The organism is Deltaproteobacteria bacterium (genome assembly GCA_009930495.1).
GTDB lineage: Bacteria > Desulfobacterota > Desulfovibrionia > Desulfovibrionales > Desulfomicrobiaceae > Desulfomicrobium.
In genome coordinates, this window is record RZYB01000070.1 from 1 (window position 1) to 12,470 (window position 12,470).

16 protein-coding genes and 1 tRNA gene are annotated in these 12,470 nt (G+C 57.5%); 3 read left to right on the forward strand and 14 right to left on the reverse strand.

What is annotated here, in order from left to right:
• The 14 genes from EOL86_07535 to EOL86_07600 form a co-directional block, all read right to left on the reverse strand.
• Nucleotides 1–750 (reverse strand): manganese-dependent inorganic pyrophosphatase (locus tag EOL86_07535; protein NCD25429.1); only part of this gene is annotated, 750 nt, incomplete at its 3' end.
• Between the two features lie 100 nt (nucleotides 751–850).
• Nucleotides 851–1,474, reverse strand: a complete 624-nt coding sequence (locus tag EOL86_07540; protein ID NCD25430.1) for a hypothetical protein — start codon at nucleotides 1,472–1,474, stop codon at nucleotides 851–853.
• 67 nt (nucleotides 1,475–1,541) lie between these two features.
• Nucleotides 1,542–2,006, reverse strand: coding sequence for a PTS mannose/fructose/sorbose transporter subunit IIB (locus EOL86_07545; GenBank protein ID NCD25431.1), 465 nt, complete (start codon nucleotides 2,004–2,006; stop codon nucleotides 1,542–1,544).
• 2 nt (nucleotides 2,007–2,008) lie between these two features.
• On the reverse strand, nucleotides 2,009–2,416 hold the full coding sequence (locus tag EOL86_07550) for a PTS sugar transporter subunit IIA (protein ID NCD25432.1): 408 nt from the start codon (nucleotides 2,414–2,416) through the stop codon (nucleotides 2,009–2,011).
• Nucleotides 2,417–2,432: 16 nt separating this feature from the next.
• Nucleotides 2,433–3,320: an RNase adapter RapZ gene (gene rapZ, locus EOL86_07555; protein ID NCD25433.1), complete on the reverse strand. Its 888-nt coding sequence runs from the start codon at nucleotides 3,318–3,320 to the stop codon at nucleotides 2,433–2,435.
• A 17-nt stretch (nucleotides 3,321–3,337) separates the two neighbouring features.
• Nucleotides 3,338–3,787 carry a PTS sugar transporter subunit IIA gene (locus tag EOL86_07560; protein NCD25434.1) on the reverse strand — a complete coding sequence of 150 codons (450 nt, stop codon included), beginning with the start codon at nucleotides 3,785–3,787 and terminating at the stop codon, nucleotides 3,338–3,340.
• 3 nt (nucleotides 3,788–3,790) lie between these two features.
• A complete protein-coding gene (gene raiA / locus EOL86_07565; GenBank protein NCD25435.1) occupies nucleotides 3,791–4,333 on the reverse strand; it encodes a ribosome-associated translation inhibitor RaiA in 543 nt (180 codons plus the stop codon).
• 65 nt (nucleotides 4,334–4,398) lie between these two features.
• A complete protein-coding gene (gene rpoN / locus EOL86_07570; protein ID NCD25436.1) occupies nucleotides 4,399–5,829 on the reverse strand; it encodes an RNA polymerase sigma-54 factor in 1,431 nt (476 codons plus the stop codon).
• A 101-nt stretch (nucleotides 5,830–5,930) separates the two neighbouring features.
• Nucleotides 5,931–6,653, reverse strand: a complete 723-nt coding sequence (gene lptB / locus EOL86_07575) for an LPS export ABC transporter ATP-binding protein (GenBank protein ID NCD25437.1) — start codon at nucleotides 6,651–6,653, stop codon at nucleotides 5,931–5,933.
• The gene (locus EOL86_07580; GenBank protein NCD25438.1) at nucleotides 6,650–7,162 is read right to left on the reverse strand and encodes a hypothetical protein; all 513 of its coding nucleotides are present in this window, start codon (nucleotides 7,160–7,162) and stop codon (nucleotides 6,650–6,652) included. The genes lptB and EOL86_07580 overlap by 4 nt, the downstream gene beginning before the upstream one ends.
• A gap of 15 nt (nucleotides 7,163–7,177) precedes the next feature.
• A complete protein-coding gene (gene lptC, locus EOL86_07585) occupies nucleotides 7,178–7,714 on the reverse strand; it encodes an LPS export ABC transporter periplasmic protein LptC (protein ID NCD25439.1) in 537 nt (178 codons plus the stop codon).
• Complete coding sequence (locus EOL86_07590; GenBank protein ID NCD25440.1) at nucleotides 7,711–8,235, reverse strand: phenylphosphate carboxylase subunit delta; 525 nt, start codon at nucleotides 8,233–8,235, stop codon at nucleotides 7,711–7,713. Before EOL86_07590 ends, lptC begins: the two co-directional genes overlap by 4 nt.
• Entirely contained in the window at nucleotides 8,225–9,031 is an 807-nt protein-coding gene (locus tag EOL86_07595; protein ID NCD25441.1) for a 3-deoxy-8-phosphooctulonate synthase, read from the reverse strand. The genes EOL86_07590 and EOL86_07595 overlap by 11 nt, the downstream gene beginning before the upstream one ends.
• A gap of 2 nt (nucleotides 9,032–9,033) precedes the next feature.
• Nucleotides 9,034–10,677 carry a CTP synthase gene (locus EOL86_07600; protein ID NCD25442.1) on the reverse strand — a complete coding sequence of 548 codons (1,644 nt, stop codon included), beginning with the start codon at nucleotides 10,675–10,677 and terminating at the stop codon, nucleotides 9,034–9,036.
• 313 nt (nucleotides 10,678–10,990) lie between these two features.
• Between EOL86_07600 and EOL86_07605 the strand changes: the two genes are divergently transcribed.
• The 3 genes from EOL86_07605 to EOL86_07615 all read left to right on the forward strand — a co-directional run bounded on the left by EOL86_07605 (nucleotide 10,991) and on the right by EOL86_07615 (nucleotide 12,467).
• Nucleotides 10,991–11,800, forward strand: coding sequence for a phosphoribosylformylglycinamidine synthase subunit PurQ (locus tag EOL86_07605; GenBank protein ID NCD25443.1), 810 nt, complete (start codon nucleotides 10,991–10,993; stop codon nucleotides 11,798–11,800).
• Between the two features lie 77 nt (nucleotides 11,801–11,877).
• Nucleotides 11,878–12,381, forward strand: a complete 504-nt coding sequence (locus EOL86_07610) for a nucleoside deaminase (GenBank protein NCD25444.1) — start codon at nucleotides 11,878–11,880, stop codon at nucleotides 12,379–12,381.
• Nucleotides 12,372–12,467 (forward strand) — tRNA-Ser (locus tag EOL86_07615). The genes EOL86_07610 and EOL86_07615 overlap by 10 nt, the downstream gene beginning before the upstream one ends.
• The last annotated feature ends 3 nt before the right edge of the window (nucleotides 12,468–12,470 follow it).

The window sequence follows — 12,470 nt, forward strand, 5'->3', positions numbered from 1 at the left end:
CAGGAAGATGGAGTGCGCGCCTTTTTCGCCCTTCAGCTTGGCAATATCGGCGGCCAGATCAGCTTTCACGGCGTCCAGAATGGACAGGTCGACGACTTCCAGCTGGCCAATGCCAACCTTGGTGCCGTTCATGTTGAAATCCTTGTAGTCGCGCAGTACCAGCTCGCGGGCCGGAGTTCCTTCCACGGCGGACTTGACCTTGAACATGTCCATGCCCAGAGCGGCCAGATCGGAAACACCGGCGATTTTAGCCAGGGCGGCGGCGGCTTCCTTGTCGGCCGGAGTGCAGGTCGGGGACTTGAAGATAACGGTATCGCTCAAGATGGCACAGAGCATGATGCCGGCGATGGCCTTGGGAATTTCCACGCCATGGAATTTGTACATGGCGTTGATGACCGTGGCGGTGCAGCCAACAGGCCAAATCCAGCATTCCAGCGGGCTGGAGGTGGTCAGGTCGCCCAGCTTGTGGTGGTCGACAATGCCCAGCACTTCTGCCTGCTTGATGTCGTCGGGAAGCTGCGCCAGATCGGACGTATCGACCAGGAACACTTTTTCGCCGGCGTAAGCGGTTTTCACGGCCGGAGCGGCGACACCGAACTTTTCCAGGATGAACTTTGTCTCGGGGGGCAGCTCACCCTGAGCAGTGGCGGTGCTGGCAACACCCAATTTGCTCTTCAGGTCGGCCAGGGCGATGGCGCTGCATACAGTGTCGGAATCAGGATTCTTGTGACCGAAAACATAAACGGACATGGTATTCCTCCTCAAAGGGTTTCATGACGGACATAAAGTTTGTGCTAAATATCACAATTATTGGCGCCTGCCAAGTCATAATATCAGGGGGAATCACGATTTAGAAATTTGCCAGCAGGGCCAAAAGCAAACAAACCGCGCTCAGGGCATGGGCGGTGCGGATGCGCAACGCCAGGATCGCGCCAAGACTGGCGGCCACCCACAGCATGGGCCATCCTGGCTCGGGTCCTGCCCATATCCAGGACGGCGCCATGCGGACCATGGCCAGGATGATTGCGCCACAGAGCATGAACACTCCCCAAAAAAGGGAGAAATGTTCGGTCAGCGCCCGTGTGATGAGTCGGATGTGTGGCGGTGAATGGCGGGATTTGTGGCGGCTCCAGTCGAGGAGCGTCGTATAGACAAGGTTGTGCCGGGTCCGGAATTTTTGTTCCAGCCAGGCGCCTAAATACGCCAAGGGGAAAGACGCGACCACGACCGTGACTGTTTGCCGCATGTTTGGATCGTCAAGCGCGGTTACGACACAGATGCACGTCATCAGCGCGAAAAGGGCGTGGGGTGGAATGAATGTTCCGGCTGGGAAGAGGTCCAGCCACAGCAATTCAAAAAAAATTCCAAGATGCAGCGCCGGGTGCCACGTCCATGTCAGAAGGGCCCACAAGGACGCCGCGAAAAGGGGGCGTTGGATGAATCCGACGTCCAAGCCGAAACGGGTTATGGACAGGAGGGCAAAAAAAAACCGCCGCCAATCAAAATTGGAAGGTCATGCGCGGAGAGGGGGAGAAGCGTGGTCATAAGTTCACCTTTGCCGTGCGTGTCGGCACACAGCGAAAATCGATTTCCACCCCGTGCTCTTCAAAGTAGTGGAGGCAGCTTCTGTCGTCCGGGCCAAGGGCGATATATTCGCAGATCTGTTCCTTGCCCGGGCCGTAATGGAGGTTGCCGATATTGACCGTGGTGAATTCCACCCCGGACATGTGGGCCGCGCGAGCGTCGGCACAGGTCGCGAAGAGAACCAGCGTGTGCTGGTCGGATTTTTCCAGGTCCAGGCGGCGCAGTTCGGCTCCGATCGCGCGTACAGTGCAGCAACAAAAGGTGATACCGCTGGGGACGGCCAGACTCATGATTTCCTGGCGCAGGGCATCCGCCGCGAGGTCATCATTGGCCACCACCAGCGCCTTGGCCCTGATGTGGGGGAGCCAGGCCTCGATGACTTGGCCATGGACCAAACGGTTGTCGATACGAAACCAGTGCATGGCTAACTCGCGATTTTACGGGTCAGGATTTCTCCCGCCGCGACGATACCATGGATGGCGGCCTTTTTGGCTTCCAGCACCAGATCATTCAGCGGTTGTTCGCGCATGGCCAACACCCTTAGCATCATGGGCAGGTTGACCCCGGTCAGGACATCGACTTTGTTGGGCTGCAGCAGGGACAGGCTGATGTTGGAGGGCGTGCCGCCGAACATGTCGGTCAGGATGATGACACCATTACCAGTATCCAGGCGCGAGACCGTGGTCTTGAGTTCCGAGAGCAGCCCGTTCATGTCCATGACGCCCTCTATGGCGAGATAGGCGCAGTTTTCCTGGGGACCAAGTATGGTCTGGGCTGCTTCGAGCAGGTACTTTCCAAATTCACCGTGGGTGACCACGATCACTCCAACCATCATTCCTCCAAAGCTGTTAACCAAGACTCATGTGGCGGTGTTCCACGGAAATCATGTAGCCGCGCTCCTGGAGATGGCTCCGAACCGCTTCCGTCACGGCCACGGACCGGTGCCGCCCACCGGTGCATCCAAATCCCATGGTCAGTCGATAGCGGCCCTCGGTGGCATACAGGGGGAGAGTGAAATCCAGAAATTCCAGCAGGCGGCGCAGATATTCCCGACCCGGGTCCGCCCCCAGGATATAGTCCGAGATGACACGGTCCTGTCCGGACATGGGGCGCAGGTTTTCATCGAAATATGGATTGGGCAGAAAACGCAGGTCCGTGATCAGATCCGCTTCGGCCGGTGCTCCGTATTTGAAGCCAAAGGAAATAAGGTGGACGCGCATCCCCTTGGATTGGGATTCCAGGGCCCCCCATTTTTCCTGCAGAACGCGGCGTAGGTCGTGCACGGAATGATGCGAGGTATCGATAACCAAATCCGCTTGGTTGCGAATGGGTTCCATGATGCTTCGTTCCCGTTCCACGGCCTGTTCCAGGCCAAGATCGCCGGTGGCCAGGGGGTGAGGGCGGCGGGTGGTGGCATAGCGGCGCAGCAGTACCTGGGTCTCGGCGTCGGTGAAGATGACGATTGGCTTTACCGCGAGTTTTTCCATGTCGCCGAGTACTTCCCGCCATTGGCCAACAAAGTCTGGCTGGCGCAGGTCCATGCCCATGGCCAGCCCGGGATAGTCCCCTGGCTTGGAATTGAAAAAAAGTTCGATCAGGGCCGGAGCCATGCGCGCCGGAAGCCCGTCCACGCAAAAAAATCTCATGTCCTCGAAAACCTTGAGTGCCGTGCTTTTGCCCGATCCAGACATGCCGGACACGATGATCACGTTTTTGGTCTCGAAAGAATTCTGCATGAGGTATCCGCGAGGGGTCAAACGGTTTGCAGCAGATCCCATAAGCCATCCGGCCCTGCCGCTGTTAGAAAATCATTCCGGAAGGTTTCGTCCTTGAGGAGGCGGGAAACGTGGGCCAGGAGCTTGAGATGCAGCCCCACCACCGAGGACGGTGCCAGCACGGTGATGAAAATCGTGGCTGGCTTGTGGTCCAGGCTGGAGAAGTCCACTCCGGGCAGGCTGCGTCCGACAATGATCAGGATCTGCTCGATGGTGTCCAGTTTGCCGTGCGGGATGGCGATGCCGTCCCCGATGCCGGTGGTGCCGAGTTTTTCCCGGTCCATGAGGGTTTGCACGATATGTTCACGATCAAGCTCGGGATGTGTCCGTGACAGCGGCGAAACAAGTTCGGCCAGGACCTCGGATTTGGTCCTGGCCGAAAGGTCGGAAATGATCAGATCCTTATCCAGATATTCGGCAAGCTTCATTCCCTATACTCCGGGGTCGATCAGGCCGAAATCCCCGTTTTTCCGGCGGTAGATAACATTGACGCGTTCGTTCTCGGCGTTGACGAAGACCAGAAAATCGTTGCCGGTGGTTCCGAGCTGCATGGCTGCTTCTTCCACGACCATGGGCTTGGGTTCGTAGTGGTCGGTTTGCTGGATGTTGGGACGGCGTTTGCCGGTCTGGTCCTCGTCAAAGCGGATAACATCCATGCGTACCGTGTCGTTGCCGCCCTTGCGCTGGGTTTTGGCCTTGTCGCGAAGCTTGCGCATCTGGGCTTCAAGCTTGTCCCAGACCAGGTCAACGGTGGAGTACATGTCTTCGCTGTCTTCCCGGGCGGAAATATGCACGTTCTTTCCGGTCAGGACGATATCCGCGATGTGGCGGAATTTTTCCACTTCAAGGTTGACCTGCAGTTCAGCGTCTTCCGTGCCGGTCATGAACTTGCCGAGTTTGCCAAACCGCTCCCTGGCGTACTTCCGCAGATGATCAGAGGGGTCGAAGTTTTTGAAGTTGAAGGTAATCCTCATGGAAGCCTCCTCGTGGGTTTGTGGTCATCCCCGAGACCCGGTGGTCGGGTTTCGAGGGCACGGTGTCAAAAAATTTGTTTTCTCTTGGACGAGGATTCGATGCCCAGCACTGAGCGGTACTTGGCCACTGTGCGACGGGCGATGTTCACATCCAGTTTTTCCTTCAGCACGGCCGCGATTTTTTCATCGCTGTAGGGTTTTTTTTGGTCTTCCTCGCTGACCATTTTTTTGATGATGGCCTTGACGGATTCGGAACCGACCTGGGTGCCGTCGTCCAGATCAAGAGCCGAATTGAAGAAGAATTTCAATTCGAAAATTCCGTGGGGAGTGGCCACGTACTTGCTCGTGGTGATGCGGCTGACCGTGGATTCATGCATCTCGATGTCATCGGCCACGTCCTTGAGGATCAGGGGTTTGAGTTTGGTCACGCCATGCTCGAAAAATTCCCGTTGAAATTTCACGATGCTCTCGACGACCTTATACAGGGTTTTTTGCCTTTGGTGCAAGCTCTTCATGAGCCACTGGGCGGAGCGCATCTTATCGTGCAGGTATTCCCGTTCCGGTCCCTTGACCGACAAGGAGGTGTCTTCCATGTAGTACGGGCTCAGCTGGAGTTTGGGGAGACCGTCGTCGTTCATGACAATAACGAAATCTCCCTCGTATTCATATACAAAGACATCCGGGCTGACATAAATGGTGCTGTCGCTGCCGTAGCTCGCCCCAGGCATGGGATCAAGAGATTGGATGATGTCCAGATAGGCCTTGAGGTCTTCCATCTGGATTTTGAATTTGCGCAACAACGGCTTGTAACGGCGTTTTTCGATGTCTTCCAGGTGATCGGCGACCAGGGAGACGAGGATCGGATCATCCTGTCCGAGCATGTCCAGTTGGACGAGCAGGCATTCCTTGGGAGAACGGGCGGCCACGCCCACGGGATCGAAGCGTTGAACGCGATGCAGCACGGATTCCACGAGGGCAAGCGGGGAAAGCGTCTGCGACGCGATATCCTCGATGGGTGGTTCGAGGTAACCTTGGGAGTTGAGATTGCCGATGATGATTTCACCGATGATTTCTTCTTCCTCGGTGTTGGTGGACAAACAGAGCTGCCACAACAAATGTCCTTCCAGGGAAGGTTTTCCCGCCAGCCTTGCCTCATAGGACATCATTTCCTCGAGGGCCTCGGTTTCCTTGAACTGGACTTGTTTGGCCGTGCTGGAAAAATCTCCCAGATAGTTTTCCCAATCCGCGTTGCGAACAAGGTCCGCTTCTTCGTAGGCGACATCGGTGCGTTCGTCGGTGGCGGGGATCTGTGGCTCGTGTTCCTCGGAAATTTCCTTTGGCGCTTCCTCCAGCATGGGATTTTCCAGTAATTCCTGCTGCACGGCTTCAAGCAGTTCAAATCTGGAGAGCTGCAACAGCTTGATGGCCTGCTGAAGCTGCGGGGTCATGACCAACTGTTGGGTAAGTTTGAGGTTTTGCCGGAGTTCGAGGCCCATGATGTTGGTGTATCCCTAATGACTCATGATGGTGTGAAAAAATTCTTCAACCGAAAAGCAAATCTGCCACAGAAGGTCATGACTGGCAATCCTCGCTTGTCCTACAAGCTGAATCCCTCACCCAGATAGACTTTGCGGGCCTTGGGATTGTCGACAATTTCCCCCGGACTGCCACTTAGGATGACGCGCCCATCGTGGACGAGATACGCGCGATCGCAGATGCGCAGGGTTTCGCGAACATTGTGGTCGGAAATGAGAATGCCGATGCCTTTGTCGCGCAGGGCCGTGATAATGTCCTGAATGTCGTCGACGGCCAGGGGGTCGATGCCGGCGAAGGGCTCGTCCAGCAGGATGAACTTGGGATCTTGGATCAAGGCCCGGGCGATCTCCAGACGGCGCCGTTCGCCTCCGGACAGAAAGGCAGCTGATTGGTGCTCGAGTTTTTTGATGCCCAGCTCTTCAAGCAGGCGGTCCGCTGTATCGCGTTGCTTCTGGCGGGACTGGTCGGAGTACTCCAGGATCAGTTCCAGATTTTGGCGCACGGTCAGCTTTTTGAAGATCGAGCTCTCCTGGGGCAGGTAGCTCATGCCGGCCTGGGCCCGTTTGTGCAAGGGCCAGGCGGTGATGTCGTTCGTGTCCAGCATGACCCGGCCGCGCGTGGGGCGGATGATTCCGGCCAACATGTAGAAGGTGGTGGTCTTGCCCGCGCCGTTTGGCCCGAGAACGCCCACGACCTCGCCCTGGGCCACGGTCAGGTCTATGTCGCGGACAACATCCCGCGCGCCATAGCGCTTGGCCAGGCTTGTGCCGCCGAGAGTGGTCATTGAATCTGGCCGGGTTGCTTGTCCTGGGTCATGAATATCGCCTCGACCCGTTTTTTGCCACCGATGACCTCGCTCCGATTCTCCTTGATGTACAGCTTGATGATTTCACCCTGGATCGTGTTTGGCCCTTCCTTGAGAACGGGGTTGTCTTCCAGGATCAGAACCTCGGAAGCAGCTTCGTACGTGGCTTTGCCGCAAGTTCCCGAGCGATTTCCCTCGGCCTTGATGCGCACGTTGCCGATGGCGGTGATCCGCTTGATGGACCCCTGCTGGGCGGCCAGGGGATCTTTGGCCTGATCCGTGTTTTTTTGTTTTTCCAGAAAAACGGTCAAGGTTTCGGACCAAAGATTGATGTCCTCGCGGATGACGTGGACGTTGCCCGCGAAAATGACTTCATCATTTTTTTGGGTATAGCGCATGGTGTCGGCGGTGATTTTCACGGGCACCGAATTTTCACCCCATACCGGGGACGTCCACAGCAGGGCGAGGATAAGGAAGAATAAGCGCATACTGCTCCCGCGCGTTCAGTTCATAATGACCTGGACGTTGCCTTGGGCGAGGAAGTCGCCGTTTTCCAAAAAATATGTCAGCGTGTTCGAGTTGGCCAGCATGGTTTTCCCGACGAGCTGGACATTGCCGGTCAGCAGGATTTCCCGCCTTGTTCCCGTATAGTCCAGACTGTCGGCGCGCATGGCGTATTCGCCTCGGGTGCCGTTCACCCCGTCCCACATCCTGGCCCGGTCTTCTTTTTGCCAGACCTGGCCTTTGGGGGCCATGACCTGCATGGGCGGCTCCTCGCCTTCGCCCCAGTAGGTGATGATGGGCGCGGCCAGGGTCAATTCGTCCGTGTTTTCAACATAATCCGCTTCCGAGGCCTTCAGGTTCCACAGTTTTTTCCCGTCACGGCCCTGGCTGAGCTCCACGCCCTTGAGGCTCAAATCCACATCGAGCTGTTTCAGGTCGGTCGTGTCCAGACGCTCGGGCCAGAGGATGTATTTCCCCAAGGCCGCAGCGCCAGCCAGAAAGGCAAGCACCAGGACGATGGCCAGGGCCCGTTTCATGCAGTGGACCAATCCCGCCACAAGGCGTCGAATTTGTCTTGAGCGCGCAGGATGAAGTCAATGGCTTCGCGGACAGCGCCATTCCCCCCACGGGCTGTCGTGGTCCACGCGGCCAGGCGTAGAATTTCCGGACGGGCGTTGGCCACGGCAATGGGTAGTCCGACCTTGGACATGGGAGCGGCATCGACCCAGTCGTCACCGACGTACGCCATGTTCGCAAACGATATCCCCGTTTTGGCGGCAAGGTCGTTTAGCCGTGGGATTTTGCGGGTGTGTCCGGGATAGTAGTGACGGATGCCCAATTCCTCGACGCGGTCGCGGACAGCCGGTGATTCCAGGCCCGTGATGACCGCGAATTCCAGCCCGAGGCCGGCCGCGAGTTTGATGCCCAGCCCGTCCTGAACATTGAATCGTTTCAGCACCCGGCCTTCGCCGTCGTAGTACAGTCCACCGTCGGTCAGGACCCCGTCCACGTCCAGAATCACAAGGCGCACCGCCTTGGCCGCGTCTTCAGCCCGCATGGGGAATACTCCAGATGGCTTTGAGCTCCGTGAGCAGGGAGCGGGCCTTGCTCAGCGGCCAGGAATTGGGGCCGTCGCACAGGGCGTGGTCCGGGTCCGGATGGACCTCCATGAAAATTCCCTGGCAGCCGCAGGCCGCCGCCGCCCGGGCCAAATGCGGAACGAATTGGCGTTGCCCTCCCGAGGACGTGCCCTGTCCGCCGGGCAGCTGCACGGAATGCGTGGCGTCGAAGATGACCGGGCAGCCCAGGTCCTTCATGATGACCAGGGAGCGGAAGTCCACGACCAAATTGTTGTAGCCGAAGGTCGCGCCGCGTTCGGTCAGCCAGATTTTGTCAAACCCGGCCGCGCGGATTTTTTCGACCGGTCCGCTCATGTCCCATGGGGCCATGAACTGGCCTTTCTTGATATTGACGACACGGCCCGTGCGGGCCGCGGCCAGGAGCAAATCCGTCTGCCGGCACAGGAAGGCTGGAATCTGGAGCACGTCGGCCACCTCGGCCACCAGGGACGCTTGGCGGGATTCATGGATGTCGGTGACGATGGGCAGGCCGGTGCGACTTTTGATCTGGGCCAGCCAATTCAGTCCCAGGTCCAGGCCTGGCCCACGAAAACTCGATCCAACGGTGCGGTTGGCCTTGTCGAAGGAGCTTTTGAAGATCAGGGGCAGACCCAGGTCACGGGAGATGGCGGCCAATTCCTCGGCCACGGCCATGGCCAGGTCCAGACTTTCCAGCACGCAGGGGCCAGCCAGAATGAACGGACGATCGTGGATCAAGGCGCTAAGATCGGGCATGTTCATTTCCCGGATTTTTTGTTGGTCACCGCCGCGCGGATGAAGTCCCGGAACAGTGGATGCGGTCGCATGGGTCTGGATGTGAACTCGGGATGGAACTGGCACCCCAGGAACCACGGATGGTCCTTGATCTCCACGATCTCCACCAGGCTTTTGTCCGGCGACATGCCGCTGATGGTCAGACCAGCCTCCTCGAAGCGGGTTTGATAGGCGCTGTTGAATTCGTAGCGATGGCGGTGGCGTTCGGAAATGTCCGTCACCCCGTAGGCTTCGAAGGCCCGGGTATCCGGCTCGATCACGCAGGGATAGGCACCCAGGCGCATGGTTCCACCTTTCTCGCTGCCCAGGTCGCGGCGCTGGACGCACTTTTTGCGGAAGTCAAACCATTCCTTCATCAAATAGATGACGGGATCGGGCGTGGTCAGATCGAATTCCTCGGAATTGGCCTTGGTCAGTCCCATGACGTTGCGGGCGTATTCGATAACCGCGCACTGCATGCCCAGACAGATGCCAAAGAAGGGAATGTTGTTTTCGCGGGCATGGGTGATGGCCGTGATTTTGCCCTCCACTCCGCGCGTGCCGAATCCGCCGGGAACCAGGATGCCGTCGGCCTCGGCCAATTTGTCGGCCACGTTGTCCGGGGTGATTTCCTCGGAATTGACGTAGACAAAATTGACACCCGCGCTGTTGGCCACGCCGCCGTGGGTCAGGGCCTCGTGCAGGCTCTTGTAGGCTTCCTTCAAATCGACGTATTTGCCGACAATGGCGATGGTCACGCTGGTCGTGGGATTCTTCAGATTGTGGACCAGGTCCTTCCACTGTTGCAGGTCCGGATTCTTGGCGGCCAGACGCAGGAGAATGGCGATTTTCTGGTCGACCCCCTCATTATAGAGGCTCAGGGGCAATTCGTAGATGTGGTTAACGTCGATGGCCGTGAAGACCGCGTCTTTGTCCACGTTGCAGAACAGGGAAATTTTGTTCTTGATGTCCTCGTCCAGATCCACTTCGGAGCGGCACAGAATGATGTCCGGCTGGATGCCCAGACTGCGCAATTCCTTTACGGAATGCTGGGTGGGCTTGGTTTTTACCTCGCCGGCTGTTTTAATGTATGGCACCAGGGTTAAATGGATGTAGAGGACATTGTCCTTGCCCAGATCAGCCCGCAGCTGGCGGATGGCTTCCAAAAAAGGCAGACCTTCGATGTCTCCGACCGTGCCGCCGATTTCCACCAAGGTCACGTCCAGATCGTCACTGGCCAGGGAGAGGATGGAAGATTTAATTTCGTCGGTGATGTGCGGAATGACCTGCACCGTGCCACCCAGGTAGTCGCCACGGCGCTCCTTGGTGATGACGGTGTTGTAAATGCGGCCGGATGTATAGTTGTTGCGCTGACTCAGGGAGATATCCAGGTAGCGCTCGTAATGACCCAGATCCAAGTCTGTTTCGGCTCCGTCGTCCGTGACATAGACTTCACCGTGCTGAAAGGGGTTCATCGTGCCTGGGTCGACATTGATGTAGGGATCAAGTTTTTGGATCGAGACCCGAAGGCCCCGTGCCTTGAGCAGGGCCGCGATGGAGGCGGCCGCCAATCCTTTTCCCAGGGATGAAAGTACCCCTCCGGTGACAAAAATGAATTTGGTATGCATTGCTGCCTCGTACGCCTGATGGTTGTCGATCCGCGCCCGCATCCTGTTGAATGCCGTGCTCCACAAAATAAACGGGCCACCAGTCGGCAGCCCGGAAGGGGGCATATCTCATGCCCACGGGCTCCTTAGGCAGCGGGCTTCCCGCTTGTCAAGCGGCCCTCGGCTCTCCACGAACACAGCGTGTTCATACCAGAAAGGGTGGGGACTGCAAACAGGCCCCGGTGAGCATTTCGCGCTTGCGCGGCACCACTTTGGCCTGTAATGGGCTCTTACTTCAAAAACAGCGCGGCATGGATGCCGTTTCGGAGGAATGATGGCTCAGGTCAAGACGCTTGTGATCACCGGCTACGGGACGAACTGCGAACGGGAATGCGCCTTTGCGGCGGATCGGGCCGGATCGGACCAGACCACCATCGCCTATTTTTCGGATTTGACGGCGGATAAGATCAACCTGTCTGATTACAATTTTTTGATTTTGCCTGGTGGCTTTCTGGATGGTGACGATTTGGGCTCGGCCCAGGCCGCGGCCTTGCGTTGGCGACACATGCGCACAAAAAGCGGCAAATCCCTGATGGAAGAATTGCAGGCCTTGCTGAACGCGGGCGGACTGATTCTTGGCATTTGCAATGGCTTTCAGCTTTTGGTCAAACTTGGCTTGTTGCCGGCTTTGGACGGGAAATACTTCACCCGTCAGGTATCCTTGAGTCACAATGACTCCGCCAAATACGAGGATCGTTGGGTGACTCTCAAGGTCAATCAAGATTCGCCATGTGTATTCACCACCAATCTTGATTATTTGTATATTCCTGTTCGTCATGGCGAGGGAAAGCTTATGCCCGAGGACGAGGCCACGTTGTCCAGGCTACAGGCGCAAAATCTCATCGCCCTGCAATATGTTGATCCACTCACCCGCGAAGTAACCCAGGAATATCCCGCCAATCCCAATGGATCTCCCTTGGGCATCGCCGGGTTGACCGATCCCTCCGGCCGGATTTTGGGTCTTATGCCGCACCCCGAAGCCTATAACCACCCGACGAATCATCCGCGTTGGACCAGAGGTGAAACATCCACCCTGGGCACGGCCCTGCTCAAGGGCGGTATTGATTATCTGAAGGGCCTCTAGACGCTGGACTTTGGCTCGGCGTAAAGATGATTGACAGCGAGTCCACGAGTTTCTACTGTGCGCCCTCTCGGGACGCGGTGGGCATGGATGCCGCTTCCGTCTGGGAGCCCTTCATGCGCGAGGCGCTACGCCTTGCCAGGGTGGCCCAAGCCCGGGGAGATGTTCCGGTGGGAGCCTTGGTGGTGGATGCCGGGGGAGAGATCTTGGGCCGGGGCGAAAACAGGACGATTTTTGATCATGACCCTTGTGCCCACGCCGAGATTCTGGCCCTGCGCCAGGCTGGAAGACTGCTTGGCAACCATCGCTTGACCGACGCCGTGCTGGTGGTGACGCTGGAACCGTGCATCATGTGCCTGGGCGCCATTATCCAGGCCAGATTGACAGGAGTGGTTTTCGCCGCCCCGGATCCCAAGGCTGGATGCTTGGTCACCAGGATGGAGGGGAACGTGCTTTCCTGGAGCAACCACCATTTCTGGGTACTGGGGGGTGTTTTGCAAGAAGAATGCAGCATTATGTTACGTGCATTTTTTCAGCAGCGCCGCCAGGAAAAGAAAATTTCAAAACACCTCGCGGAGAGGTAGCGAAGTCCGGTCGTAACGCGCCCGACTCGAAATCGGGTTACGGACTAATAATCCGTACGTGGGTTCAAATCCCACCCTCTCCGCCATTT

Coding starts and splice junctions, on each gene's coding strand:
- lptC (NCD25439.1), bottom strand. CDS start 7,714: ATGAAACGGGCCCTGGCCATCGTCCTGGTGCTTGCCTTTCTGGCTGGC.
- EOL86_07595 (NCD25441.1), bottom strand. CDS start 9,031: ATGCCCGATCTTAGCGCCTTGATCCACGATCGTCCGTTCATTCTGGCT.
- EOL86_07550 (NCD25432.1), bottom strand. CDS start 2,416: ATGGTTGGAGTGATCGTGGTCACCCACGGTGAATTTGGAAAGTACCTG.
- EOL86_07545 (NCD25431.1), bottom strand. CDS start 2,006: ATGCACTGGTTTCGTATCGACAACCGTTTGGTCCATGGCCAAGTCATC.
- EOL86_07605 (NCD25443.1), top strand. CDS start 10,991: ATGGCTCAGGTCAAGACGCTTGTGATCACCGGCTACGGGACGAACTGC.
- rapZ (NCD25433.1), bottom strand. CDS start 3,320: ATGCAGAATTCTTTCGAGACCAAAAACGTGATCATCGTGTCCGGCATG.
- raiA (NCD25435.1), bottom strand. CDS start 4,333: ATGAGGATTACCTTCAACTTCAAAAACTTCGACCCCTCTGATCATCTG.
- lptB (NCD25437.1), bottom strand. CDS start 6,653: ATGACCACTCTCGGCGGCACAAGCCTGGCCAAGCGCTATGGCGCGCGG.
- rpoN (NCD25436.1), bottom strand. CDS start 5,829: ATGGGCCTCGAACTCCGGCAAAACCTCAAACTTACCCAACAGTTGGTC.
- EOL86_07580 (NCD25438.1), bottom strand. CDS start 7,162: ATGCGCTTATTCTTCCTTATCCTCGCCCTGCTGTGGACGTCCCCGGTA.
- EOL86_07600 (NCD25442.1), bottom strand. CDS start 10,677: ATGCATACCAAATTCATTTTTGTCACCGGAGGGGTACTTTCATCCCTG.
- EOL86_07560 (NCD25434.1), bottom strand. CDS start 3,787: ATGAAGCTTGCCGAATATCTGGATAAGGATCTGATCATTTCCGACCTT.
- EOL86_07590 (NCD25440.1), bottom strand. CDS start 8,235: ATGCGGGCTGAAGACGCGGCCAAGGCGGTGCGCCTTGTGATTCTGGAC.